Origin of the sequence: Segatella copri (assembly GCF_019249795.2) — a bacterium.
Classification (GTDB): domain Bacteria; phylum Bacteroidota; class Bacteroidia; order Bacteroidales; family Bacteroidaceae; genus Prevotella; species Prevotella copri_B.
Map to the genome: position 1 here is coordinate 855658 of NZ_CP156891.1, position 25055 is coordinate 880712.

The 25055-nt window shown below is 47.1% G+C and carries 17 protein-coding genes; 5 read left to right on the forward strand and 12 right to left on the reverse strand.

All coding sequences use genetic code 11. From position 1 onward, the window contains the following. Positions 1–315: 315 nt before the first annotated feature. Entirely contained in the window at positions 316–990 is a 675-nt protein-coding gene (gene trmD / locus KUA48_RS04025) for a tRNA (guanosine(37)-N1)-methyltransferase TrmD (RefSeq protein ID WP_006847387.1), read from the forward strand. A gap of 146 nt (positions 991–1136) precedes the next feature. Here trmD and KUA48_RS04030 read toward each other — a convergent pair whose 3' ends face one another. Then, positions 1137–1988 carry a patatin family protein gene (locus tag KUA48_RS04030; protein WP_153073197.1) on the reverse strand — a complete coding sequence of 284 codons (852 nt, stop codon included), beginning with the start codon at positions 1986–1988 and terminating at the stop codon, positions 1137–1139. A gap of 209 nt (positions 1989–2197) precedes the next feature. Between KUA48_RS04030 and KUA48_RS04035 the strand changes: the two genes are divergently transcribed. The 4 genes from KUA48_RS04035 (at position 2198) to KUA48_RS04050 (ending at position 8900) form a co-directional block, all read left to right on the forward strand. Then, on the forward strand, positions 2198–3604 hold the full coding sequence (locus KUA48_RS04035; protein ID WP_006847385.1) for an aminopeptidase P family protein: 1407 nt from the start codon (positions 2198–2200) through the stop codon (positions 3602–3604). A gap of 83 nt (positions 3605–3687) precedes the next feature. Continuing rightward, a complete protein-coding gene (locus KUA48_RS04040) occupies positions 3688–4899 on the forward strand; it encodes an aminopeptidase C (RefSeq protein WP_022121917.1) in 1212 nt (403 codons plus the stop codon). Between the two features lie 266 nt (positions 4900–5165). After that, positions 5166–6887: a single-stranded-DNA-specific exonuclease RecJ gene (gene recJ, locus KUA48_RS04045; RefSeq protein ID WP_006847382.1), complete on the forward strand. Its 1722-nt coding sequence runs from the start codon at positions 5166–5168 to the stop codon at positions 6885–6887. 117 nt (positions 6888–7004) lie between these two features. Further along, the gene (locus KUA48_RS04050) at positions 7005–8900 is read left to right on the forward strand and encodes an ATP-dependent DNA helicase RecQ (RefSeq protein WP_153073195.1); all 1896 of its coding nucleotides are present in this window, start codon (positions 7005–7007) and stop codon (positions 8898–8900) included. A 142-nt stretch (positions 8901–9042) separates the two neighbouring features. On the opposite strand, the gene ilvC is transcribed toward KUA48_RS04050, so the two are convergent. From ilvC to KUA48_RS04105, 11 genes are all read right to left on the reverse strand, one after another. Next, positions 9043–10086 (reverse strand): ketol-acid reductoisomerase, encoded by a 1044-nt coding sequence (gene ilvC, locus KUA48_RS04055; RefSeq protein ID WP_118254841.1) that lies wholly within the window; start codon positions 10084–10086, stop codon positions 9043–9045. Positions 10087–10282: 196 nt separating this feature from the next. Then, the gene (locus KUA48_RS04060) at positions 10283–11086 is read right to left on the reverse strand and encodes an acyl-[acyl-carrier-protein] thioesterase (RefSeq protein WP_153073194.1); all 804 of its coding nucleotides are present in this window, start codon (positions 11084–11086) and stop codon (positions 10283–10285) included. Between the two features lie 116 nt (positions 11087–11202). Next, complete coding sequence (gene ilvN / locus KUA48_RS04065) at positions 11203–11748, reverse strand: acetolactate synthase small subunit (RefSeq protein WP_117692246.1); 546 nt, start codon at positions 11746–11748, stop codon at positions 11203–11205. Between the two features lie 106 nt (positions 11749–11854). Further along, positions 11855–13570 carry a biosynthetic-type acetolactate synthase large subunit gene (gene ilvB, locus KUA48_RS04070; protein ID WP_218433050.1) on the reverse strand — a complete coding sequence of 572 codons (1716 nt, stop codon included), beginning with the start codon at positions 13568–13570 and terminating at the stop codon, positions 11855–11857. Positions 13571–13653: 83 nt separating this feature from the next. Continuing rightward, positions 13654–15456, reverse strand: coding sequence for a dihydroxy-acid dehydratase (gene ilvD, locus KUA48_RS04075; protein ID WP_153079216.1), 1803 nt, complete (start codon positions 15454–15456; stop codon positions 13654–13656). Positions 15457–15837: 381 nt separating this feature from the next. Then, the gene (locus KUA48_RS04080; protein WP_203053738.1) at positions 15838–16983 is read right to left on the reverse strand and encodes an OmpA family protein; all 1146 of its coding nucleotides are present in this window, start codon (positions 16981–16983) and stop codon (positions 15838–15840) included. Positions 16984–17221: 238 nt separating this feature from the next. Then, positions 17222–19822 (reverse strand): alpha-L-arabinofuranosidase C-terminal domain-containing protein, encoded by a 2601-nt coding sequence (locus tag KUA48_RS04085; protein WP_218433051.1) that lies wholly within the window; start codon positions 19820–19822, stop codon positions 17222–17224. A 170-nt stretch (positions 19823–19992) separates the two neighbouring features. After that, entirely contained in the window at positions 19993–20871 is an 879-nt protein-coding gene (folD, locus tag KUA48_RS04090) for a bifunctional methylenetetrahydrofolate dehydrogenase/methenyltetrahydrofolate cyclohydrolase FolD (RefSeq protein ID WP_153073191.1), read from the reverse strand. A gap of 78 nt (positions 20872–20949) precedes the next feature. Continuing rightward, positions 20950–22302, reverse strand: coding sequence for a signal recognition particle protein (gene ffh / locus KUA48_RS04095; protein ID WP_006847372.1), 1353 nt, complete (start codon positions 22300–22302; stop codon positions 20950–20952). A 142-nt stretch (positions 22303–22444) separates the two neighbouring features. Further along, complete coding sequence (locus KUA48_RS04100) at positions 22445–23104, reverse strand: hypothetical protein (RefSeq protein WP_153079637.1); 660 nt, start codon at positions 23102–23104, stop codon at positions 22445–22447. A gap of 428 nt (positions 23105–23532) precedes the next feature. Beyond that, a complete protein-coding gene (locus KUA48_RS04105) occupies positions 23533–25005 on the reverse strand; it encodes an NAD(P)-dependent oxidoreductase (RefSeq protein WP_153073188.1) in 1473 nt (490 codons plus the stop codon). Positions 25006–25055: the final 50 nt, after the last annotated feature.

Here is a 25055-nt window from a genome sequence, read left to right on the forward strand (position 1 = left end):
ATTAATTATACACTCTTTCGAGCAATTCTGTTTGCAAAAATACAACTTTTTCTACAAATAGTAGCATGTTTTATCGAAAATTTATCATTTTGATATGATTTTTCTATTTTTTGATAATTTTGTTGCATATTTATACGTTAATCACTCTCTTTTTCCGGAAAAATAGGATTATGATATGAAAAGACAAGAATGGCTACGGAAAGGCAGGAAAACAGAGAAAAAAAGAAAGGAAAGTGAAGAAAAGAGGAGTTAAAATGAAAGAAAAAGCAAAAATTTTTGGTACTCTCCGCATTATTTATTATTTTTGCAGATGTTATGAGAATAGACATTATTACAGTATTACCAGAGATGCTGGAGGGATTCTTCAATGAGTCCATTCTGGCACGTGCGCAGAAGAAGGGTCTAGCGGAGATTCATCTGCACAATCTGCGTGACTACACATTAGATAAATGGAAGCGTGTGGACGACTATCCATACGGCGGAAGTGCCGGCATGGTGATGCAATGTGAACCAATAGACCGCTGCATTGCTGCACTGAAGGCAGAGCGCGAGTATGATGACGTGATTTACGTTTCGCCAGATGGTGAAACTTTCAACCAGAAGATAGCCAACGAAATGTCGATGCAGGGTAACCTCATCATCCTCTGCGGTCACTACAAGGGTATTGACCAGCGTGTGCGCGACCATCTCATTACCCGAGAAATCAGTGTAGGTGATTATGTGCTGACGGGTGGCGAACTTGCTGCAGCCATCATCTCAGATGCCGTCATCCGACTGGTTCCGGGTGTTATCAGCGACGAACAGAGCGCACTTTCCGACTGTTTCCAGGACGACATTCTTGCCGCCCCTATCTACACCCGTCCTGCCGACTACAAGGGATGGAAGGTTCCGGAGATTCTGCTCAGTGGCAACGAAGCCAAGATTCGCCAGTGGGAATTCGACCAGGCCATGGAAAGAACCAAGCGCCTGCGCCCTGACCTACTGAAATAAGAAGAAATCATTGCTGATTACTATCATACCCAGAACGGTGATTTTTAGGCACGGTGTAATCCGTTCCTAAAAAATCACCGTTCTACTCATTCTCAAGCCATATACTAAAACTCTACACCTTATTTATCAACTACACCTTATTAATATTATTCTTTTTCTACGCATTTTTCGCAGAAAGCCTCACCCAGCATGAAACCTTCTTCGTAGAGGCGTTCCAGTTTATCGGTATCCTTCTCTATTCTGCCAACTTCCAACGGACGGATTGGACGGATACAGGTAATCTTACCCGCAGCCTCCAGATCATCTACAAGCTGGATCTGTTCGTTATAAGCCCGATGACGGTGACTCAGAGCCACACGCAGGCGAGGATAGTTCTTATATAAATAAGGTATCTTATGGTCTTTGCCCATATCACGCCATCCTTTGTTGCGAGTCAGGACAACCACATTGTGTTGCCACCCCATGTCAATGGCGTGCTGTACCGGAATACTGTCCGCAATACCACCATCCAACATCGGAATGCCATCCACTTCCACTATCTTGCTCACAAATGGCAAACTGCTAGAAGCACGCACAACATCCAGTGCACGCTGCCTGTCATGATTCTCGGAAAGATACATAGCCTTGCCCGTAAGACAATTGGTAGTAACCATCTCGAAACCATCGGCATACTTAAAATAGGTATCAAAATCGAAAGGTAAGAGCTGGTTCGGAAACTTATCGTAGAGCAATTTGCGGTCGAAGATACACCCCTGAGTCACCAGATGGCGAATACCGATATACTGGTATCGGGCCAGATAATCGATGTTAGAGATACGGGCACGCCGAGGCTGGCGGCTCATATACGACATGCCATTACATGCCCCAGCCGATACAGCCACCGTATAAGGGAAATGAACATCATGCTTCATGAAGGCATCCAGTACCCCACTGGTGAAGACCCCTCGCATGCCTCCTCCCTCAAGAACCAAACCTGTTGTTTTCAAATTCAATTTCATAACACACTCTCTGCTTTTAAAATTCTGAAAATAATTATATTTTGCTCTCAGTATAGACAATTTTCTTACATTTTGTCTAGCAAAAAAGCCGTTTTTATATTAATTATTTATAAATTTACGCGTTTTATTCAATTTTGCTTGCAAAGATACGTATTTTTTGGGAAATAATTGCTAACTTTGCAAGCAAAATAATGTAAAATACTAAAAATATGTTCAGCAAAGAGACTTACATCAGCCGCAGACAGGAGTTGAAGAAGCTTGTGAAAAGCGGCGTAATTATACTTTTCGGAAACAACAACTCACCATGTAATTTCCCTAATAACGGATATTACCCTTTCCGTCAGGACTCGACATTTCTCTATTATTTCGGATTGCAGCGCGACGGTCTGGTAGGTGTGATAGATATAGACAACGATATTGAAACCCTGATTGGCGACGACATCGACCTCGTAGACATCGTATGGTACGGAAGCGTTGACAGTGTTCACGATCTTGCAGCGCAGGTAGGCGTTCACAACTCAGCACCTATGAAAACGCTCAAGACTATCTGCAACGACGCCATGTCGAAGAAGCGCAAGATTCATTTCCTGCCACCTTACCGCTACGACATCAAACTGCAGATATTCGACCTTCTGGGCATCCATCCTAACCAGCAGAAAGAAGAGGCCAGCATGGACCTCATCAAGGCTGTTGTGAAGATGCGTTCAACTAAGACCCAGGAAGAAATCGAGGAATTGGAGCGTGCTGCTGTCATCGGATACAAGATGCATACCACAGCGATGAAGCTCGTACGTCCGGGTGTGACAGAAAAATATGTTGCAGGTCAGGTAAGCGGCATTGCCCACTCTTACGGAGCCATGGTCAGTTTCCCAACCATCTTCAGTCAGCACGGTGAAATTCAGCATGGTTATCCATCTATGAATGTACTGGAAGAAGGCAGACTGGCACTCTGTGATGCAGGTGCAGAAACTATGAACAACTACTGTTCAGACAACACCCGCACCATGCCGGTGAGCGGAAAGTTCAGCCAGCGCCAGTTGGAAATCTACTCTATTGTAGAAGAATGCCACGACCATGCACTGGATGTAGCCAAGCCAGGCGTAAAATGGGCTGACGTACACTTCTCTGTTTGCCGCCTGCTCTTCGACCGCATGAAGGAGCTCGGACTTGCAAAGGGTGATACAGAAGAGGCTGTAAAGGCTGGAGCACACGCCATGTTCCTGCCTCATGGTTTGGGCCACATGATGGGAATGGATGTTCACGACATGGAGAACCTCGACCAGATTAACGTTGGTTTCGACGAAGAGGTACGCCCTAATCTGGAGCAATTCGGTACCAACTGCCTGCGTATGGGTCGCCGTCTGCAGGAAGGTTTCGTGGTAACCGACGAGCCGGGAGTTTACTTCATCCCTGCCCTCATCGACGACTGGAAGGCATCCGGTCACTGTGCAGAATTCCTCAACTTCGACAAGATTGAGACCTATAAAGATTTCGGTGGTATCCGAATTGAGGACGATGTACTCATCACCAAAGATGGTTGCAGATTCCTGGGCAAAGACCGCATACCTTATCATCCAAAAGATGTTGAGGAGTTCATGGCAGCCAACAAGGAATAAAATTCCTGAAAGAGAAATCATTTCAGAAAAAGGAATCAGAGAGAAGATATAACAAGAACATTAATATAAAGAGAAAAGAATTCATGAAGAAAACTATGATTGTTGCAGCCTTGATGGCTTTGGTAGCCACAGGAGCAAATGCGAAGAAAGCTGCAGACTCTGCAGAAGTAGCAAAGAACAAACCTGTATTTACTGTAGTAAAGCAGAATCCTATCACTAGCATCAAGGACCAGAATCGCAGTGGTACGTGCTGGGCTTACTCTACCCTCAGCTACTTCGAGAGCGAAATCTTGAAGAAGACAGGCAAGACCTACGACCTCAGCGAAATGTTCGTAGCCAACAAGACTTATATGGACCGCGCCACAGTGGCTGTAAGAATGCACGGCGACGTGAGCTTCTCTGAGGGTGGTAGCGCCTACGATGTACTCTATGCTTTGCAGCACTATGGTATTGTACCTGAGTCTGCCATGCCTGCACCAGGTTCATTGACAGGTGACTCTTTGGCTAACTTCGGTGAGTTCTTCAATGTAATGACTCCATACGTAGAGGCAGTAGCAAAGAGCACAGCTAAGAAGCTTTCTCCAGCCTGGAAGAGCGGTCTTCAGGGCATCATCGACTCTTACATCGGTAAGGCTCCTGAGAAGTTTACATACGAGGGCAAGCAGTATACTCCACAGAGCTTCTGCCAAAGCCTCGGTTTGAATCTTGATGATTATGTAACCATTACCAGCTACACCCACCACCCAATGTGGAGCAAGTTTGCTGTTGAGGTACAGGATAACTGGCGCTGGCCTTTGAGTTACAACGTTCCTATGGAAGACATCTGCAAGATCATCGACAACGCAGTAAACAACGGTTACACAGTAGCTTGGGGCGGTGACGTAACAGAAGATGGTTTCACTCGCAAGGGTCTCGGCATCGCTTACGACGTAAAGAAGGTTCGCTCTATGGCCGGTACAGATGCTGACCATTGGTTCAAGCTCTCTAAGGACGAGAAGAAGGAGAAGTTTGATTCTCTCGGCGTAAATGCTCCTGAGATTGTTCCTACCCAGGCTATGCGTCAGGAAGCATTCGACAATTGGGAGACAACTGACGACCACGGTATGCACATCTACGGTATCGCTAAGGATCAGAACGGCAAGGAGTACTACATGGTTAAGAACTCTTGGGGCGAGTATGGTGACTACAAGGGAACCTGGTACATGACCAAAGCTTTCGTAGCTTACAAGACTATGGACTTCATGGTTAACAAGAACGCCCTTCCTAAGGACATCCGCAAGAAGCTCGGAATCTAGGAGAGTTTTAATAGTTAAAAGTTTATAGTTAACAGTCTATAGGTTTTCTATGGACATTCTCCTAAACAAAAATATTCAAGGGGCAGCAAACCGATGAGTTTGCTGCCTTTTTTGTTGCCAAGAAAATCTCTTATTTACTTATTTTGGGTTGCCAACAAGTCTTATTTTTACTTATTTCTAGGTAATTTAGTAAAATTCCTCCCTAAACATTTCCTTTTGTCATTTTATTTTCGTAACTTTGGGGGCAGAAATAAAAAATAATTAAAATGCATTTTAAATGGAATTACGAATCACCAACACCTGAACAGCAAAAAGCAGCTGAAGAATTAGGCGCCAAGCTAAATATGAGCCCAGTTCTTGCCCATTTGCTCATCAAGCGCGAGATTACGACAGAGTCTGCAGCCAAACGGTTCTTCCGTCCACAACTCTCAGATCTCATCAATCCATTCCTGATGAAAGACATGGATATTGCCGTAGACCGCCTGAACGATGCTATGGGTAGAAAGGAACGTATCCTTGTTTACGGAGACTATGACGTAGACGGATGCACCGCCGTTGCCCTGGTGTACAAATTCTTGCAGCAATTCTATTCAAACATCGACTACTACATTCCCGACCGCTACGACGAAGGTTACGGAGTGAGTAAGAAAGGAATTGATTTTGCTCATCAGACTGGTGTAAAACTGATTATTATTCTAGACTGCGGAATCAAGGCTATTCAGGAGATAGAATATGCCAAGAGTCTGGGAATAGACTTCATCATCTGCGACCATCACGTTCCTGACGATGTGATGCCACCTGCTGTGGCCATACTCAATCCGAAGCGTCCTGACGATCCATTCCCATTCAAGCATCTCTGCGGATGCGGTGTAGGATTCAAGTTTATGCAGGCTTTTGCCAAGAACAACAACATTCCATTCTCCAGGCTCATTCCTCTGCTCGACTTCTGCGCCGTGAGTATTGCTGCCGACATTGTGCCGGTGGTAGATGAGAACAGAATACTCGCCTTCCATGGTCTTAAGTTGCTGAATACCAATCCAAGTATCGGTCTGAAATCCATCATCGACATCTGCGGACTGAACGGACGCGAGCTCTCTATGAGCGATATTGTGTTCAAGATTGGTCCCCGCATCAATGCTTCAGGCAGAATGGAGAACGGCAAGCTGAGCGTAGATCTGCTGGTAGAAAGAGACTATTCCTCAGCCCTGCGCATGGCCAGACACATCAATGAGTACAATGAGCAGCGCAAAGACATAGACAAGCAGATGACTGAAGAAGCCAACGGCATCGTATCGCGTCTGGAAAGCATGAAACACAACTCCAGCATCGTGCTCTATGATGAAGGCTGGAAAAAGGGAGTCATTGGCATTGTTGCTTCCCGACTCACCGAAATCTACTTCCGCCCTACCATTGTTCTGACCCGGGATGGTGATATGGCTACAGGTTCAGCACGTAGCGTAACGGGATTTGACATCTACTCAGCCATCAAGAGTTGCCGCGACCTCCTGCTCAATTTCGGTGGTCATACCTATGCTGCCGGACTTACCTTGAAGTGGGATAAGGTTAGAGAGTTCAGAGACAGGTTCCAGCATTATGTAGAAGAGCATATTTCGCCTCAACAGACAGAACCGATGCTCAACATAGATGCTGAAATTGACTTTAAAGACATTACCAAGCATCTGCAGGCCGACTTGAAGCGCTTCTCTCCTTTCGGTCCATGTAACCAGAAACCTATTTTCTGCACCAACCGGGTATATGATTATGGCACCAGCAAGGTGGTGGGCAGAGAACAGGAGCACATCAAGTTGGAACTGGTAGACTCAAAATCGAGCACGGTCTTAAACGGCATCGCTTTCGGTCAGAGTGCAGCTGCCCGCTACATCAAGAGTAAGCGAAGTTTCGATATAGCCTTCACCATAGAAGAGAATATTTTTAAGAAAAACCAAGTTCAACTTCAGATAGAAGACATCCGTCCAAACGAAGGATGAGGTACTTAGCCTTATGCATGGATTAGGCACTGATTACTCGGATTACACGGATTTGTAGAGCAAATCCGTCAGGACGCGCAAAAGCATCGAAATCTGTAAGGGCAAAAGTTTCAAAAAATGGCAGATAAATATCAAGAAATACTACGTACATATTGGGGGTATCCTGACTTTCGCGGCATACAACGAGACATCATCGAGAGTATAGCCCGAGGTGAGGATACCCTCGGTCTTATGCCTACGGGTGGCGGTAAATCCATCACCTTCCAGGTTCCAGCCCTTGCCCAAAAGGGCGTCTGCATTGTGGTAACTCCACTCATTGCGCTAATGAAGGATCAGGTACAGCATCTCAAGGCCCGCAACATCCTGGCTGAAGCCATCTACACAGGATTGTCGCGCCAAGAGATTCTCCGAATATTGGAAAATTGTATTTTCGGTGAAATCAAGTTTCTGTATGTTTCACCAGAACGTCTTTCTTCAGAATTGTTCCAAACTAAACTGCGCCACATTCCGGTGAGTTTCATCACGGTAGATGAAGCTCACTGCATCAGCCAGTGGGGTTACGATTTCCGCCCGTCTTATCTCGAAATTGCAAAAATAAGAGATATGAAGCCCGGTGTACCAGTCCTTGCTCTTACGGCTACGGCCACTCCCGATGTAGTAGAAGATATCCAGAACCAGCTTCACTTCAAGAAGCAAAACGTATTTAAAATGAGTTTTGCCCGCAAGAATCTTGCCTATGTGGTGCGCACCACCAACGACAAGTTGACCGAAATGGTTCATATCCTGCAGTGTACCCAAGGCTCAGCAATCATTTACGCGAGAAGCCGAAAACGAACCAAGGAGATGGCAGAACTTCTGAACAAACAAGGTATTTCTGCTACATTTTACCATGCCGGACTGGATTCCGACGTGAAGGATATCCGACAGAAAAACTGGCAAAATGACGAGATAAGGGTAATGGTAGCAACCAATGCTTTCGGCATGGGAATAGACAAGTCAGATGTGAGAATGGTAATTCATATAGATTGTCCAGACTCACTGGAAGCCTATTTTCAAGAGGCGGGACGAGGCGGAAGAGACGGCGAAAAGGCTTATGCTGTGCTGCTCTACAACCAGAGCGATGAAAACAAACTCATGAAACGCATAGACGAAACCTTCCCAGACAAAGAATTCATCAAAGACGTTTACGAGCATCTTGCTTACTTTTTCCAGGTGGCAGTTGGAAGCGGAATGGGACAGACTTTCATGTTCGAGATAGAGAAGTTCTGCTTCACCTACAAGTACTTCCCTACTCGCGTAGACTCGGCTCTGCACATTCTGGAGCGCTCAGGCTATATCCACTACGAGGACAATCCTGACGGAAAAGCAAGAATCAGATTTAACATCAGCCGAAATGATCTCTATCTGCTAGAGAATGTTTCGGAGAAGGAAGAGTCTGTCATTACGGGGCTTCTGCGTAATTACGGCGGTCTGTTTACCGACTATGTTTACATTGATGAATCGCTGATAGAGCGTGTAAGCGAACTAAACCGTCAGCAGGTATACATGATTCTGAAAAATCTGAGTGCCCGCCACATCATCGACTTCATTCCCCGCCGCAAGACACCTTATATCAGCTACACACGTCCTAGGGAAGATGGTTTCAGAGTTATCATCCCTGAGGAGGTATGGGAAGTACGCAAGAAACAGTTTACTGCCCACATCAAGAGCATTATCAGTTATGCAAAGAACGACAGCATTTGCCGTTCGCGCCAGCTTCTGAATTATTTTGGCGAAAAAACGAAAATGAAGGACGACTGCGGGATATGTGATGTCTGCATAGACCACAAAATACCCCAGAAGCAAACCATTATATCAGAAATTCTAGACTTGCTGAAAGACGGAAAGCCACATGACATTACAGAATTAAACCAACTGAAATATGATTCAGAAGATATGGCTGCAGTTCTTGAAGAAATGGTTGCAGAGAATATGTTTTATGTCGAGGGAGACAAAATCGTTCATGACCCATAAATGAAATAGTAGAAAGGTGTATCATAAGTTATACTTTATGAGCCCGCTCCCAAATGAAATCACTAAAGCCCCTTATAAACAGAAAAAAGGGAACGACACCTCTCGGGCCATTCCCTTTTCAACATTATGTACGAGAAAAAAATTAGTTATTCTCAGGGCGAAGTTTACGAACTGTAACACCAGCCTGCCACATTTCCTTGTTGCGCATAGCCTCGAGTTCAGCGTTCAACTTCTCGCGGTAATCAGCCTGAGAGTTCTTGTCGATAGAAATCTGAGCCTCGTTACCAGTCTTTACAGAGTAGTACAACCACTCCATTACAGGCTTGATAGCCTCACGGAAACGAGGAGCCCAGTCAAGAGCACCACGCTGAGCTGTTGTTGAACAGTTAGCATACATCCAATCCATACCCTTAGCACCGAAGAGAGGGCCAAGGCTCTGTGTGAGCTCCTCAACAGTCTCGTTGAAAGCCTCAGATGGTGAGTGACCATTCTCGCGGAGCACGTCATACTGTGCCTCCAACAATCCCTCAATTGCACCCATCAATGAGCCACGCTCACCTGTGAGGTCAGAAGTAGCCTCACGCTGGAATGTAGTCTTAAACAAATAACCGGCACCGATACCGATACCGAAGGCAATAGTCTTATCCTCTGCCTTGCCAGATGCATTCTGGTATACAGCGTAAGAGCAGTTCAAACCACGACCCTCACAGAACATAGTGCGGAGAGAAGTACCAGAACCCTTAGGAGCAACCATGATTACATCAATATCCTTTGGTGGAACAACGCCTGTACGGTCGCTCCAGTTGATAGCGAAACCATGTGAATAATACAAAGTCTTACCTGGTGTGAGGTATGGCTTAATCTTTGGCCAGCATGCAATCTGACCGGCATCAGAAAGCAACATACAGATGATAGTACCCTTTTCAGCAGCTTCCTCGATAGAGAACAGAGTCTTACCAGGAACCCAACCATCCTTCAGACACTTCTCGTAGGTCTTACCCTGACGCTGTCCGACGATGACGTTGAAACCATTATCGCGAAGGTTACAAGCCTGACCAGGACCCTGGATACCATAACCGATAACTGCGATAGTTTCGTTCTTCAATACTTCACGTGCTTTCTCCAATGAAAATTCATGACTGGTGACAACAGTTTCCATTACGCCACCGAAATTCATTTCTGCCATAATTTTTAATTTTTTGTGCGGCTTGCCGTTTGTGGAGCCGCGGGTTATACTTGTCCATACGGATGCGAGCTGTATTCTTATCCAAAGATAGCCTGTTTGATCCGTCCACCCCCTATCCAAGAAGGCGGCTCTGGGTTTATTTTTATTTTCTGAGTGCAAAGGTAAGCAATTAAAATGAAACCACCAAATTTTTCTTTCAATTTTTAATAAATTTAGCCTTACTTCTTACAACTTCCACCTCATTTACGTCATTTTTGCCGGTTTTTGTTATCTTTATGCAGTATTCTTGCATTTTTTCTGCCTCACTTGTTTCTTCCAAATAGAAATGAAGTTGGTCTCCCTGGTGACTTTCTGCTACGTAAGCTATCTCAAATCTTTGCAAAAAGTGATTTTTGTAATAATCCAGATCAAAGAGGTCGAGGATATGTTCGATGTATTTTACCGAGTTGATGTGTCCGTTAACATCTACATCATGATAATAGGTGTCAATGGTTCTCACCAGCTTGGCATCCTTGCCCATTTTCACTCTCGAACTTGCCTGGATAGGACAAGGTTTTTCCGAATCAATATATTCTTTGATGAGTCCGTCGTGAATTTCAAAAATATCAACAGGCTGTCGGGTCTCCGTATCAATCATTGCCCACACGCTCTTGCCGTAACCGTAAACCTTGGCTTCTTCTGATGATGATGTCTTGCCGCAGATTTTGAAATCTCGGGATGTGAAATATTTCATGGCACTCTCGCACCAGGTTTCTACCACAAAGCGGTCGTAAGACTTCGGCATCTCTGTCATCTCAATAGCCAGTCGGCTGAGAACCCATGTCTTGTGTCGGGGCATGAGGTAGTTCATACCGAACCCGCGGTCGTTGCTGTGAAAATCGGCAGCATTGAGCAGATGATTTCCGAGATGCCCCATAAAGAGGTGGCTGCTGAAATCGCAGTGGAAAGGCTCCGAAAGAAATTCGTAACGCCCTACCTTATCTAATATTTTCTGTTCCATAATATCTGTCTCGTCCTTTTATCTTGTTGTTTGTCTTGTTGTTTTAAACCGAAAAAGCCCCCTGCTCCGCTAGTTTGAAGCCAGGGGAACAAAGGGCATCAAAATATGAAAGAAATCTAATCTTCTGAATTCTGCTTGAGATAATCAGAGATGGGTTCGTCAAAACTTCTCGTTACAGCGATTCTGCCGCTTCGGGTATACTGAAGCAGGCAGTTGTAGCTGTTGAGCTGCTGGAAGAGGTCGGCGATGTCTTCGGTAAGTCCTGCCAGAAGCACGGTGCTGTAGGTAGGATTCACCTCCATCATGCGGGCATCATGCTTGCGGATGGTGCGCGAAACCTCTGGATTTTCGAGCAATACCGGAGTGGAAATCTTGAAGAGAGCCACTTCATGGATGAAGATCTGGTCGTCGGAGTAGTAATCGCTCTTCACCACGTCAATCTTCTTCTCTATTGCCTTGTTGATTTTCTCAATCTGCTCTTCATCACTCCAAACCGTGATGGTATACTTGTGTATATTCTTGATACTGCTGGCCGAAACATTCAAGCTCTCGATGTTTACCTGTCTGCGAGTAAACACGGCGGTAATCTGATTCAGGATACCGGCAATGTTTTCTGAGTAAACAAGCAATGTATATAATTTCTTTTCGTTGTTATTCTCCATTTTTCCAAATTTTAAAATAATCGGTTACTTTTCGGAGTCTTTCCTTTTCGGAGGATGCTCCCTCTTGAAGGAATTTACACCTTATTATATATATAGCCGAGAACTTTTAATAATTCAACTCGAGTTGCATCTCATCTACACTCTTGCCCGGCAGCGTCATCGGAACGATGTCTTCATTCTCCTTGATGGCGCACTCCAGCAGGTAAGGACCCTTGGTGCTGATCATCTTCTCCACCTTAGCCTGAAGGTCCTTGCGGTCTATTACCACATCGTATGGTATGCCGTAGGCCTTGGCAATCTCTGCATAATGAGGATTCATCATGTGGGTGAAGGAGTGACGGCCGCCGAACATCAGGTCTTGCCACTGGCGAACGTTGCCCAGATAGTTGTTGTTCAGCAGAATCATCTTTACCGGTGCCTGCTGCTCCATGATGGTGCCTAGTTCCTGGATGTTCATCTGGAAACCGCCGTCGCCGAAGAAACAGCAGATGGTGCGGTCGGGAGCTCCGAAGGTGGCACCGATGGCTGCCGGAAGGCCAAAGCCCATGGTTCCGAAACCACCACTGGTTACGATGCTCAGCTTCTTGGTAAACTTGAAGTAGCGGCTACTGATCATCTGGTTCTGACCTACGTCGTTTACGAGAACAGCCTCATTATGAGTAGCTTCCGTTACCACGTTGGTCACCTCGCCCATGAGCAGCGGTCCCTCTGTAGGATGGATATCCTTCTCTATTACCTTTTCCTGTTCCTGCTGGCAGTATTCCTCGAAGGAGTCTCTCCACTCGCGGTGAACATTCTTGTTCAGCAGACGGGTAATGGCTGGCAGACTCTGCTTGCAGTCGCCCACCACAGCCACATCGGTCTTGATAACCTTATCAATCTCAGCCTTGTCAATGTCCAGGTGGATAATCTTTGCCTGAGGAGCATACTTAGAAGGCACGCCTGTGATACGGTCGCTGAAACGCATACCGATGGCGATGAGCACATCACACTCCTGGGTCTTCATGTTGGTAGCATAAGAACCGTGCATGCCGAGCATACCCATGTTGAGCGGGTGGTTGCTAGGCAGGGCAGAAAGGCCGAGCAGGGTTCTGCCGGCAGGGATATCTGCCTTCTCGAGGAATTCGATGAGTTCATTATGTGCACCGCCAAGCTCTACTCCATGACCCACGAGGGCGAATGGTTTCTTGGCATTGTTGATGAGTTCGGCAGCTTCAGCCACCGCCTTTTCATCTATCGTAGGATAAGGGTTGTAAGATGTAACCTTCTCACATTTCACTGGTTCCCACTCGCATGTAGCCACCTGCGCATTCTTTGTAAAGTCGAGCACCACAGGTCCCGGACGTCCGCTGCGGGCGATGTAGAAAGCACGGCTCACAGCCCATGCCACATCCTCGGCACGGCGTATCTGGTAAGACCACTTGGAGATTGGCTGGGTAACACCCACGAGGTCTACCTCCTGGAAGGCATCGGTACCCAGGGCACCTACGCCTACCTGTCCGGCGATGACTACAATTGGTGTAGAATCCATCATGGCATCAGCGATGCCGGTCAATGTATTAGTAGCTCCAGGACCACTAGTGACAAGAGCGACGCCCACTTCGCCGCTGACTCGGGCATAACCCTGTGCAGCGTGAGCAGCAGCCTGCTCGTGACGTACCAAGATGTGGTCAAACATCTTCTTTTCACCTCTCGTGTAACCGTACAGTGCATCAAACACTGGCATGATGCTGCCGCCCGGATATCCGAAGATGGTTTTAACATCCTCGTTTTTCAGGGAGCGCATCAGTGCTTCGGCTCCTGTTATTACTTCTTTTGCCATTTATATGTTATTATTCTGAATAATTCAAAAACTTTTCTTTTCTCAAAGACTCTAAAAACTGTCTTTTCAAAGACTCTTGAAGACTAGTCGATGATTCTCACACCGCCCTTATCTGCCGAACTTACGCTCTGGGCATAAGCGCGCAGTGCCTTGCTAACCAAGCGGTTGCGCTTCAGCGGCTGCTGTGGGCGTGCAGCGAGTTCCTCGTCAGAGAGCTTCACATTGATGGAGCGGCTAGGGATATCAATGACGATGATGTCGCCATCCTTAATCTTGCCGATGTTACCACCTGCTGCAGCCTCAGGACTGATGTGACCGATGCTCAAGCCTGATGTACCGCCTGAGAAGCGGCCGTCGGTGATGAGGGCACATTCCTTGCCCAGGTGACGGCTCTTGATGTAAGAGGTTGGGTAGAGCATCTCCTGCATGCCAGGGCCACCCTTCGGACCCTCGTGGGTGATGACTACGCAGTCGCCTGAGTTAACCTTTCCGCCGAGGATGCCTTCGCATGCATCTTCCTGAGAATCAAAGCATACGGCTGGACCCTCAAAATGCCAGAGCACTGGGTCTACGCCGGCTGTCTTTACTACGCAACCATTCTGGGCGATGTTACCGAAGAGCACTGCCAGTCCGCCATCCTTGGTGTAGGCATGCTCGAGGTCGCGAATACAACCCTCGGCGCGGTCGATGTCAAGACTCTCCCACTGAGCGTCCTGGCTACCCATCTGGGTAGAGAACTTTCTGCCCGGTGCTGAGTGGTAGATTCTGTCAGCCTCGGCATCAATCTCTGTGTCGGTAATGTCGTATTTCTTCATCTGCTCATCGAGTGTCTTGCCGTCAACACGCTTTACGGCGCCGTTGATCAGACCGCCCTTGTTCAGCTCGTTCAGGATACCGAGGATACCACCTGCGCGGTTGCACTCCTGTACACTGTATTTCTGGGTGTTAGGGCTCAACTTGCAGAGGCAAGGCACCTTGCGACTCAATTGGTCGATGTCTTCCATCTTGAAGTCTGCGCCAGCTTCCTGAGCTACTGCCAGCAAGTGGAGCACGGTGTTAGTGCTTCCGCCCATGGCGATGTCCAGGGTCATGGCGTTGAGGAATGCGTCGCGGGTAGCTATATTGCGTGGCAATACGCTCTCGTCGCCGTCCTCATAATATGCATAAGCGTTCTTAACTATCTGGCGTGCTGCATCTTTAAAAAGTTGGATACGGTTTTTGTGGGTAGCAAGAATGGTTCCGTTGCCTGGCAAACTCAGACCGATGGCCTCGGTGAGTGAGTTCATTGAATTGGCGGTAAACATACCTGAGCAGCTACCGCAACCTGGGCAGGCGCACTGCTCAATCTGCATCATCTCCTCGTCAGAAACGCTTGTATCAGCACCCTTAATCATAGCTGTAATCAAGTCGGCGTTCTCACCCTTCCAGCGTCCAGCTTCCATAGGTCCACCTGAGCAGAACACGGTAGGAATGTTCAGTCGCATAGATGCCATGAGCATACCTGGGGTTACCTTGTCGCAGTTTGAGATGCAGATCATGGCGTCGGCCTTGTGAGCATTGACCATGTATTCTACAGAGTCGGCAATGATGTCACGGCTTGGGAGGGAATAGAGCATTCCGTCGTGTCCCATTGCGATACCGTCGTCAACGGCAATGGTATTGAATTCGGCTGCGTAGCACCCCATAGCTTCAATTTCCTTCTTGACGATCTGACCGATTTCATGAAGATGGGTATGACCTGGCACAAACTGAGTAAAGCTATTCACGATAGCAATGATTGGTTTACCAAACTGCTCGTGTTTCATACCTGCAGCGACCCAGAGTGCTCGGGCACCTGCCATTCTTCTGCCTTCAGTGCAGACGCTACTTCTTAATGGATGTTTCATATCTTTTTTCTTTTATTTCCTTGCTTAAAAGGACTCTTTCGAACCCATTTGTTATAATTTGCCTGCAAAGATACAGAGAATTTATGTAATAGCCAACTAATTTCGCATAAAATTTCACAAAACTTCGTTTTTTTGTTAGAAAAACAAATAAAATGCTTACAATTTATCACAACAGATACTCATTTCTGCTGATTTTGTGCAAAAAAAACAAGAAAGAGCTTATTAACCACACTGAACTCTTATCTTATTAAGATTACCTGACGAAAAAGTATAAAGCGAGGTGGCCAGACATGTAAGAAAGGCAAGAAGAAAAAAAATCCCCCTAAACCGAAGTTTAGGAGGACCTGGTCACAAGACCAAATATCTGAACTACTTATTTCTTTATTCAGCTGCATTGTTATCATTGAATGTAGCAACACGGTTGAACTCAACCTGCTTGAAGAGCTTGTCAGTAGCACCCATACCCTTAGCCTGAAGACGTTTTGCGCTAATCTTGTAAGTCTTAACGAGAATGTTCTTTACAGCATTGGCACGAGCCTCAGAAAGTTTCTGGTTAAGTTCCTTAGAACCCTCTGGAGATGCATAACCCTTAATTTCAACCTTAGCATCTGGATGATTCTTCATATACTGAGCAATCATCTCGATGTTTGGCATCTGGCTACGCTCTACTTTTGACTTACCTACAGTAAACAATACTGTTGGCTGCAAATTGGTAGCAGTAGCTGGCTTTACATACTTAGGAGTCTTCTGGCACTCATTGAGCGCATTCTGGAGATCCTTGATCTGCTTGTCCTTAGCAGCGAGTTCAGAATCCTTGCTATTCAAGTCGTTGCGGAGGTTGTTGATCTGACCATTCAAACCATCAATCTCGTTCTGGTCGCGTGGAGTTACGATAGTGAAGTTGTGAGAGTTGTTAGAACCCTTGAACTTGTAGTTAACACCCACCTTAACCTGGAAAGCAGATTTGTTAACATCAAACTGGCAACCATTGCAAGCACTCTTGTTGTCGTGAAGGAACCAATTCATAGATGGCTCTACATATACCTGCCAAGCCTTGTTTGCGCCAAGGTTGAATGCGAAGTCAACACCTGCGTTAGCTGTGAGGGCATTGAGGTTGCCATTATGAAGATTGAAAGAGTGGTAAGCGCCGATGCCTGCCAATGGGATGATTTCGAATTTACGTGGCTCACCCTTGTAACCCAAGAAGAGGTTTGTTGCATTGATAGTACCGATGAACTTACCGCTTGCACCACGAACCAAAGTCTTATGTGTATAAGGCAGGTTGCGATTACGAGCATAGAGGTCAGCCTCTACAGCAGCACCCCAAACTGGAGTAAACCACTTTCCGAGACGTACACCTACTGAAGGATTTACGTTCTTGAACCATGCATTGTGAGTAGTCTTTGTAGCAGCTCCAACGTTTACACCAAGATACCAATTGTCAAAGAACTTGCTCTCCTGTGTAGTCTGAGCAGATGCAGATACTGCCATTACGACAGCAGCAAACATTAATACTAACTTTTTCATTTTCTCTCTAAAATTTGATTGTATATAAATTACTTAAAACTTCATTTTCAAGGTGCAAAATAATAAAAAAAATTATTAACTGCCAAATTTTTGGCCATATTTCATGCTGTAAAACATGAAATATGGAGAAAAAGAACATTTTAATATCCTATTTCTCTATTCTATTTTACTCAAAATGAATAATCTGAGCCATTATTGGTTCTATCCGTTTCTATCAGAAAACATCTTCTGAAGAAAGCTAAAGTTCGAAAACCTGAGCGCTTCTGCCTGCGATGGTTACCTGCTTGTTGCCCAAGCCAGAAACCGAGAGTTTCAGCGTGCGAGGCAAGGCATTCACCACTTTAAGCCAGGTTTTGCCCGATTTAGAATCCTTCACCACACTGGTGCCCACATATTTCTTCAGCGCATCCGGCAGACTGAGCACGGATGAGATGTAAAGGTCACCGGCATGCTGACCGAACATCTTCTGCATCTTGTAGCTCTCGCTCGCGCGTACATTATTATTATCAAAGTAAATCATGTCCGGCTGCCAGTTACTGTATCCGTCCTTACACAAGAGAGGAGCATAAGATGTCATTTCTACCACATCGCCGTTGCGCTCCACATTGCAGAGGTGGATGCCCTCAGCCAGCGCATTGTCTACCGCATTGGCACCGCGAGATGCATATTCGCCCAGATAAACCTTAGGAGCCTTGCGGTCGTAATGGTCGTAATAATCCTGATGGTTCAGGAACCAGCCCGGCTGCTCATAATAATGCTCGTCTACGGCATCAATCCAGCGCTTGTTTTCGCGGGCAATCTTCCAACCCTCAATATAATCGGAAGACGGGAAGTGGAACGGACCTACGGTACCCACCACCTCTATCTGAGGATACTTCTGCTTCACTGCCTTGCAGATTATCAGGTAGCGCTGCTCGAAATCGGTAGAGATAAGGTCTTCGTTGCCGATGCCTATCATCTTGAGGTTGAACGGAGCCGGATGACCCGCATCGGCTCTCATCTTAGCCCACTTAGAGGTGGCAGGGTCGCCATTCGCCCATTCTACCAGGTCTAGCACGTCCTGAATATACTGCGGCATCTCGCTCATCGGGATTCCGCCCTGCTGACCAGCCACTCCGCGCTCATCTGCCACAGAGTTCTGACAAGGAACACCTGCCGCCAATACAGGCAGCGGCTCGGCTCCCATATCCTCGCACCACTGGAAATACTCATAGAAACCCAGCTGGCGGGTCTGATGGTATCCCCAGATGTTGTAGGCTGGCTTGCGATCTTTCTGCGGACCCACGCTCTCCTTCCAGTGATAAATGTTCTTGAGCCCCTGACCGTGGAGCATGCAGCCGCCCGGGAAGCGCACGAAGCGAGGCTTCAGGTCGGCAATGGCCTCGGCAAGGTCTTTACGCAGTCCATGCCCCTTGTAAGTATCTTGTGGTTTGAGACTTACCAAATCTACCGCCACTTTCTGCTCGCCCTTAGGCAAGATGGCGAACCGGATGTTCTTGCCCAGTTTGCCTTCCTTGGTGATGGCTTCGCTGGCGAGTTCGCCCTCATATTTATCGGTAACGATGAGCTGCGCCTTATATTCCTTCCAGTCAGTTCCCTGCGCCTTAATCTTGGCCTGGCATACCGGCAATCCCTCCTGGTTTACGAGCGCCAGGGTGAGATTTTTCTTCTTGGCATCGAAACAGCGGGCGTGCAGGCTCACCTCGTAGATGGCCGGCTGATGCTTACCCTCCTTGCCCTCAACGGCAGCTCCGCGACGTATGGCGATGCCGTCCCAACCTATATTATAAATAGGTGTGGCGCCCAAAACGGCATAATGGGGATTGTTCTGGCTCACCCCGTTTTCGGTGGCGATGCCCTCTTTCTCTACCCCCACCCATGCCGTGGTGGCATTCCACTGGTGGCGGTGGTCTTCCTTGTTATACTCAAAGTCGCCGTTCTGCAACATTTCTGCAGAGAGTCCTCCGTCGGCAGCGCGGCTGATGTCTTCGAAGAAGATACCCATCAGCTTGTTGGAGATGCGGTGGGATTTCTGTGGATTGATGCTGAGGTTAGCAGGGATTTCCGAATCTTTCGGCAGGTCGATGTGGTTGTCCTTGACATAAGCTGCGAGGTCGGCATCGGTCTTCGGTATCGGCTGGGCGTTGAGTTTTGCCTCTTCAGAGAGGGCGTGGAACCAGGAGCGAATGTAGTTGAGATGTACAGCCGGCACCTCGAAATCGCAGCCCTGGAAGAGTTTTCCGTCTATGGTTGCGGTGTCGCGCTGCCAGAGTATCTCATCGGCAGAAGCTTCCAGCGTATCTTCCTTGAAGGTACGGAAATCGTTGCTTGCCTGTACGTATCGCTTGCCTTTGGATGTCTTGAGATAGATGTCGAAGTTACCGTCATCCATCTGATAGGCAGCCACATCCTTCACGCCTTTTTCGCGGATGATGGGATAATCCTGCGGGCGCCAGGTGATGAGGTCTTCTGAATAGGCTACGGCAAACTGCGGCGCATGCTGGTTCACGCTCCAGAGTGCGCGCCATGTGCCGTCGTTGGCTTTTACCACGAAGGGGTTATACATCTTCTTTTCAGCTCCCCACGGACCATAGTCGCTGGCGCAGAGCTGTCCTACATCCACCCAACGCTCATCGTCGGTGAAATAAGCCAGATGCAACCCCTGGTTGGGTGCTGGCGAATAGATGAATATCTGGCAGATGGAATCCTTGCCCTGTATGGTGTATGCAGGGGCATCCTTGTCTATTTGCGTCTGCATCTGCTGCCTGCTGACAGCCTGACTGGCACTGGCAGCTGCCACGAGTAGCGCTGATGTAAATATGTACTTTAGTTTTATCATGTTTCTATATTTTTAGATTAATATTGTTTGTTTATTTTACACTCTTTCTCTCGGCTTGATAAAAAGGCAGAGTGCATCACTGCACCCTGCCCCCACAAATTAGAGAGTTATAAAAAATCAAGTATGCAGTGACTTAAACACTGCTTCTTTCTGAAATAATTATCTTCTTTCTAGCTGTAATATTCCTTCTTGCCGGCAGCCAGCGTATTCTTCATCAGCGAGCAGATGGTCATCGGACCAACGCCTCCCGGAACAGGAGTGATGAAGGAACACTTCTCTGCCACCTCGTCGAATTTCACATCACCATTCAGGCGGAAACCGCTTTTCTTCGTAGCATCAGGCACGCGGGTGGTACCCACATCAATGACTACGGCTCCCGGCTTCACCATATCAGCTGTCACGAAATCAGGACGACCGATGGCTGCGATGATGATATCTGCCTCCTGACACTCTTTCTTCAAATTCTTGGAATGGGAGTGGCATACGGTGACGGTAGCATCGCCATACTGCTTCTGCATCATCAGCTGAGCCATTGGCTTGCCTACGATGTTGCTTCTGCCCAGAATGACGCATTTCTTGCCACTGGTCTCAATATTGTAATGCTGCAGCAGGGTGAGGATACCGAGCGGAGTGGCAGAAATGAAACAAGCCATGCCGAGCGACATTCTGCCCACATTTACCGGGTGGAATCCGTCTACATCCTTACGGTAATCTATTGCCATGGTCACCTTCTGCTCATCGATGTGCTTAGGCAGAGGAAGTTGAACGATGAATCCGTCAACATCATCATCCTGGTTCAGCTTGTCTACGCACTGCAGGAGCTCTTCTTCGGTAACATCCTCCTCATAACGGATGAGGGTCGACTTGAATCCACACTTCTCGCAGGCCAGCACCTTGTTTTTCACATAGGTTTCACTGCCCCCGTCGTGCCCTACGAGCACGGCTACCAGGTGTGGCTGCTTGCCACCGGCGGCTACGATCTGTGCCACCTCCTGGGCTATCTGTTCCTTGATGGCGGCTGCCGTCGCCTTTCCGTCTATAAGCTGCATTTTTATTCTATATTAATATTAAATGTTCTATGTTAAGTTGCAAAGCATACGAATTCTTCACTCTTCGTTCTTCACTTCTTACATTCCCGGCATCTTAGGCATGCCTGGCATACCCTTCATGCGGCTCATCATCTGCGCCATTTTGTTGCCGGTCATCATCTGCATCATCTTTCGGGTCTGGTCAAACTGCTTGATGAGTTTGTTCACCTCCTGGATGTTGGTGCCCGAACCCTTAGCGATGCGCTGGCGGCGTGATGTGTTGAGGATGGCTGGGTTGGTGCGCTCCTTAGGAGTCATACTCTGGATAATGGCCTCTACGCCCTTGAATGCATCCTCTGGGATATCTACGTCGCGGATGGCCTTGCCAACACCCGGAATCATCGCTGCCAGATCCTTGATGTTACCCATCTTCTTAATCTGCTGGATCTGGTTGTAGAAATCGTTGAAGTCGAACTGGTTCTTTCTGATCTTCTTCTCCAGTTTCTTGGCCTCTTCCAGGTCGAACTGCTCCTGTGCGCGCTCTACGAGGGATACCACATCACCCATGCCGAGGATTCGGTCTGCCATACGAGCTGGGTGGAACACGTCAATGGCGTCCATTTTCTCGCCGGTACCTATAAACTTGATTGGCTTGGTTACCACGGTACGGATACTGAGGGCTGCACCACCGCGGGTATCACCATCGAGCTTGGTGAGAACAACGCCGTTAAAGTCAAGGCGGTCGTTGAATTCCTTGGCTGTGTTTACGGCATCCTGACCGGTCATGGAGTCAACCACGAAAAGGGTTTCGTCTGGACGGAGATGATTCTTGAGATTGCTGATCTCGTTCATCATCTGCTCATCAATGGCAAGACGTCCGGCTGTATCGACGATTACCACATCGTTGCCGTTGGTCTTAGCCTGCTGGATAGCATGGTCGGCGATACTGAGCACATCCTTGTTCTCTGGCTCGCTGTATACCGGAACACCCACCTGCTCACCCACAACATGGAGCTGCTGGATAGCTGCCGGACGGTAAACGTCGCAGGCCACGAGCAATGGCTTCTTGCCTTTCTTGGTCTTGAGCATATTGGCAAGCTTGCCACTGAAGGTAGTCTTACCCGAACCCTGCAGACCGCTCATGAGGATGACGGCCGGATGACTTTCGAGCTTCAATGGAGCTTCTTCGCCGCCCATGAGTTCTTCCAGTTCATCGTGCACCAACTTGATCATCAACTGTCCCGGCTTTACGGCAGTAAGTACATTCATGCCGAGTGCTTTCTCCTTCACCTTGTTGGTGAATTCCTTAGCCACTTTATAGTTTACGTCGGCGTCGAGGAGTGCACGGCGCACATCCTTCATGGTTTCCGCCACGTTGATTTCTGTAATTTTTCCCTCGCCCTTCAAGATTTTGAACGAGCGTTCCAGTCTATCACTTAAATTTTCAAACATTTTTCTTTCTTTATATTTTTGGCTACAAAGATACGACTTTTTTTCGAGAAAGCCAACTTGTTTATGTTTTTTTTTATCCCGTCGGCTAAAATAGCTGTCGCTCTGCCTTTCCCGAGTTCATTTCTTCAGTTTACTCTTGTGCTTATTTTTCAGGATTCTCCTTCTTATTCGATTTTGATTCAGCATCAGAAGTTGCTTTTTTCTCTTCTGTAGCCATTTCAGAAGAAGGATCTTTCTTAAAAGCCGAAACATCATACGGATTAGTCAATTCATACTTTTTCCCCGTTGCTTTTTCATAAGCAGCTACCACAGGATCCTTATGTTCCATTTTTTCAAATACCTTTTTAGCCTGTTGCAGATGCTTCTTATCACGTTTCCCCTGTTTATCCATCCATCCGAAAGCATCAAACCCGATGCCAGCAGATGAAGTTGGCAAAGAGTTTATCTTCTCCTGAATATCCTCTTCCATGTTTTTGATGCCTTCCTGATTTTTGCCCCAAACTGTCACTTCGCCTAATTGTTTGGCATCCGGCAAGAGAAACAGAGTATCCGGCAGTTCCTTGTACCGGATAGTTGCCTTCATAAAACCAGGTTTCGATACGGTTGCTGAATCAAACTGATAGCGCATCGTCCAATAGCCCCGATAATCTGTTCTTGCCCAATGATTGTTATTGGTATGAATAAGTGCTTCACGAATAGGCACATGATTTTCTGCCGATGCGATGACACACGTTTTCTGCGCATAGGCTACCTGCCCTAACATGGCAAGCAATACTATTAAAATCAATATGATACGCTTCATGCTTTTTCTCTGATTTATATCTTTTCTTTGTACCAGACAAATTACTTCTTCTTAATATGAATCTGATACAAAAGTAATGATTAAATCTGATACTTCATTAAATTCCCCAAGAAGTTTAAGTTCATTTAAAGAGTAATGTAAAAAAATTAAGCGTCTATAACAGTTGGCCTATTTATATAGCATCATTCAAAGGTATATAGTATCATTCAAAGGAAAGATATGGTGTTTTCAACACTAAGAAATATTTTTAGTAAGTAAAAGCATACAGTTTTTAGAGTTCTTGCATATAGTCTTTTAAGTCAAAACACATAGCTTCCCAGATATTATCACTAGGCTCAGCAGCTCTGCCGAGCCTAGTGACAACTCTCTGTTAAACCAGTTCCGTAACTGCAGAAATAATTCACTTATATTCTATTGAGTTCATTTGATTATTCTACTATTCCACGTTGCTCGATTCTCTTAGCCTCTTCAAGAAGCTTGATGGCATCTACATACTGAGCGATGCCCTGAGCCACCTCCTTGGCAGCCTTCATTGCCAGGACTACAGTCTGCGGACGGTGTACCACATCACCTCCGGCAAACACACCGCGACGGGTGGTCATACCGAACGGACGTTCAACAACTTTTACATATCCCTTCTCATCCACCTCGATTCCGGCAGTGGTAGAAACGATACGGTTGGCTGGTCTTGAACCAATGGCGAGATAGATTCTGTCGAATTTTTCTACCCTTTCACCCTCAGGAGTGTTCAGCACACAGCTTCCCAGACGGCCGTTTTTGCCCTTCAGAAAGGCCTCGATGGTAGTTTTCCACTCAAATTTCACGCCTTCCTTCACAGCATCTTCATATTCGCTCTGGATGGCAGGCATCTCTTCCTGGGTCTTACGGTACAGCACAGTTACATCGGCACCCAGACGGATAGCAGTACGGGCAGCATCCATGGCCACGTTTCCGCCGCCAATGACACCCACCTTCTCGCCGTCGCGCAGTGGAACCATGTCGCGGGTCAACGCGCCTTCGTTATAGGCATTCACGTTATGCAGAAAGTATGTACTCTGGCTCACACCGTGGAGCTTTGAGCCCGGTGTAGAGTCCATGTTCTGAGGCACGCTGGTACCTGTGCCCATAAAGATGGCGTCGTAGCCTGCACGGAACAGACTGTCGATGGTTACATTGTTCTCGCCCACCATGCAGTTGGTGATAAACTGCACGCCGAGGGCAGCAATCTTAGCCACCTCATCGCGCACTACCGACTTAGGTAAGCGATACTCAGGAATACCGTACATCAACACGCCTCCCGGCTCAGCCTGGCCCTCGAAAATGGTGACGTTGAAGCCCTGACGCGCCAGATCGCCAGCTACGGTCAAGCCCGCTGGACCCGAACCGATGACTGCCACACGGCCACGTGTTTTCTGTGGCAACATCTCGCGCGAAAGGTTCATCTTGGTATCAAAATCGGCAATAAACTGCTCCAGTTTGCCGATCTGTACCGGTTTGCCTTTCTTTCCGAGCACGCAGTTGCCTTGACACTGTTTCTCGTGAGGGCATACACGGCCGCAGATGGCCGGCAAGTTGCTCTTGGCATTGATGATGCTCATCGCTGCACCCATGTTACCCATAGAGAGTTCGTGTACGAAATCAGGTATGTCGTTGCCTATCGGGCATCCCTTCTTGCACTGCGGAATCTTGCAATGTAGGCAGCGTTTTGCCTCTTCAATGGCTTCGTGGGTTGAAAAGCCCTCGTTCACTACCTGGAAGGCAGCAGCATCCGCCTGCTGTTCTGTTGTATCAGCCTGCTTAGCATCATCATTCTGCTTAGCTGCTGGTTCTGTTGTATTCTGCTCAGGGGCCTGTGCCTCTGCAGCATTCTTCATATTCTTTGTTTCTTTCTGTTCGCTCATAATAGAACTGCTCTTCTTTTTACTGATTCTACAATCTGTTTTATTGATTC

What these genes read in the sequence shown, in the direction of transcription:
- KUA48_RS04085 (WP_218433051.1), bottom strand. Translation starts at nt 19,822, where the DNA reads ATGATAAAACTAAAGTACATATTTACATCAGCGCTACTCGTGGCAGCT.
- KUA48_RS04050 (WP_153073195.1), top strand. Translation starts at nt 7,005, where the DNA reads ATGGCAGATAAATATCAAGAAATACTACGTACATATTGGGGGTATCCT.
- KUA48_RS04105 (WP_153073188.1), bottom strand. Translation starts at nt 25,005, where the DNA reads ATGAGCGAACAGAAAGAAACAAAGAATATGAAGAATGCTGCAGAGGCA.
- ilvB (WP_218433050.1), bottom strand. Translation starts at nt 13,570, where the DNA reads ATGGCAAAAGAAGTAATAACAGGAGCCGAAGCACTGATGCGCTCCCTG.
- KUA48_RS04080 (WP_203053738.1), bottom strand. Translation starts at nt 16,983, where the DNA reads ATGAAAAAGTTAGTATTAATGTTTGCTGCTGTCGTAATGGCAGTATCT.
- KUA48_RS04030 (WP_153073197.1), bottom strand. Translation starts at nt 1,988, where the DNA reads ATGAAATTGAATTTGAAAACAACAGGTTTGGTTCTTGAGGGAGGAGGC.
- KUA48_RS04035 (WP_006847385.1), top strand. Translation starts at nt 2,198, where the DNA reads ATGTTCAGCAAAGAGACTTACATCAGCCGCAGACAGGAGTTGAAGAAG.
- ilvN (WP_117692246.1), bottom strand. Translation starts at nt 11,748, where the DNA reads ATGGAGAATAACAACGAAAAGAAATTATATACATTGCTTGTTTACTCA.
- trmD (WP_006847387.1), top strand. Translation starts at nt 316, where the DNA reads ATGAGAATAGACATTATTACAGTATTACCAGAGATGCTGGAGGGATTC.
- ffh (WP_006847372.1), bottom strand. Translation starts at nt 22,302, where the DNA reads ATGTTTGAAAATTTAAGTGATAGACTGGAACGCTCGTTCAAAATCTTG.
- KUA48_RS04100 (WP_153079637.1), bottom strand. Translation starts at nt 23,104, where the DNA reads ATGAAGCGTATCATATTGATTTTAATAGTATTGCTTGCCATGTTAGGG.
- folD (WP_153073191.1), bottom strand. Translation starts at nt 20,871, where the DNA reads ATGCAGCTTATAGACGGAAAGGCGACGGCAGCCGCCATCAAGGAACAG.
- ilvC (WP_118254841.1), bottom strand. Translation starts at nt 10,086, where the DNA reads ATGGCAGAAATGAATTTCGGTGGCGTAATGGAAACTGTTGTCACCAGT.
- recJ (WP_006847382.1), top strand. Translation starts at nt 5,166, where the DNA reads ATGCATTTTAAATGGAATTACGAATCACCAACACCTGAACAGCAAAAA.
- ilvD (WP_153079216.1), bottom strand. Translation starts at nt 15,456, where the DNA reads ATGAAACATCCATTAAGAAGTAGCGTCTGCACTGAAGGCAGAAGAATG.
- KUA48_RS04040 (WP_022121917.1), top strand. Translation starts at nt 3,688, where the DNA reads ATGAAGAAAACTATGATTGTTGCAGCCTTGATGGCTTTGGTAGCCACA.
- KUA48_RS04060 (WP_153073194.1), bottom strand. Translation starts at nt 11,086, where the DNA reads ATGGAACAGAAAATATTAGATAAGGTAGGGCGTTACGAATTTCTTTCG.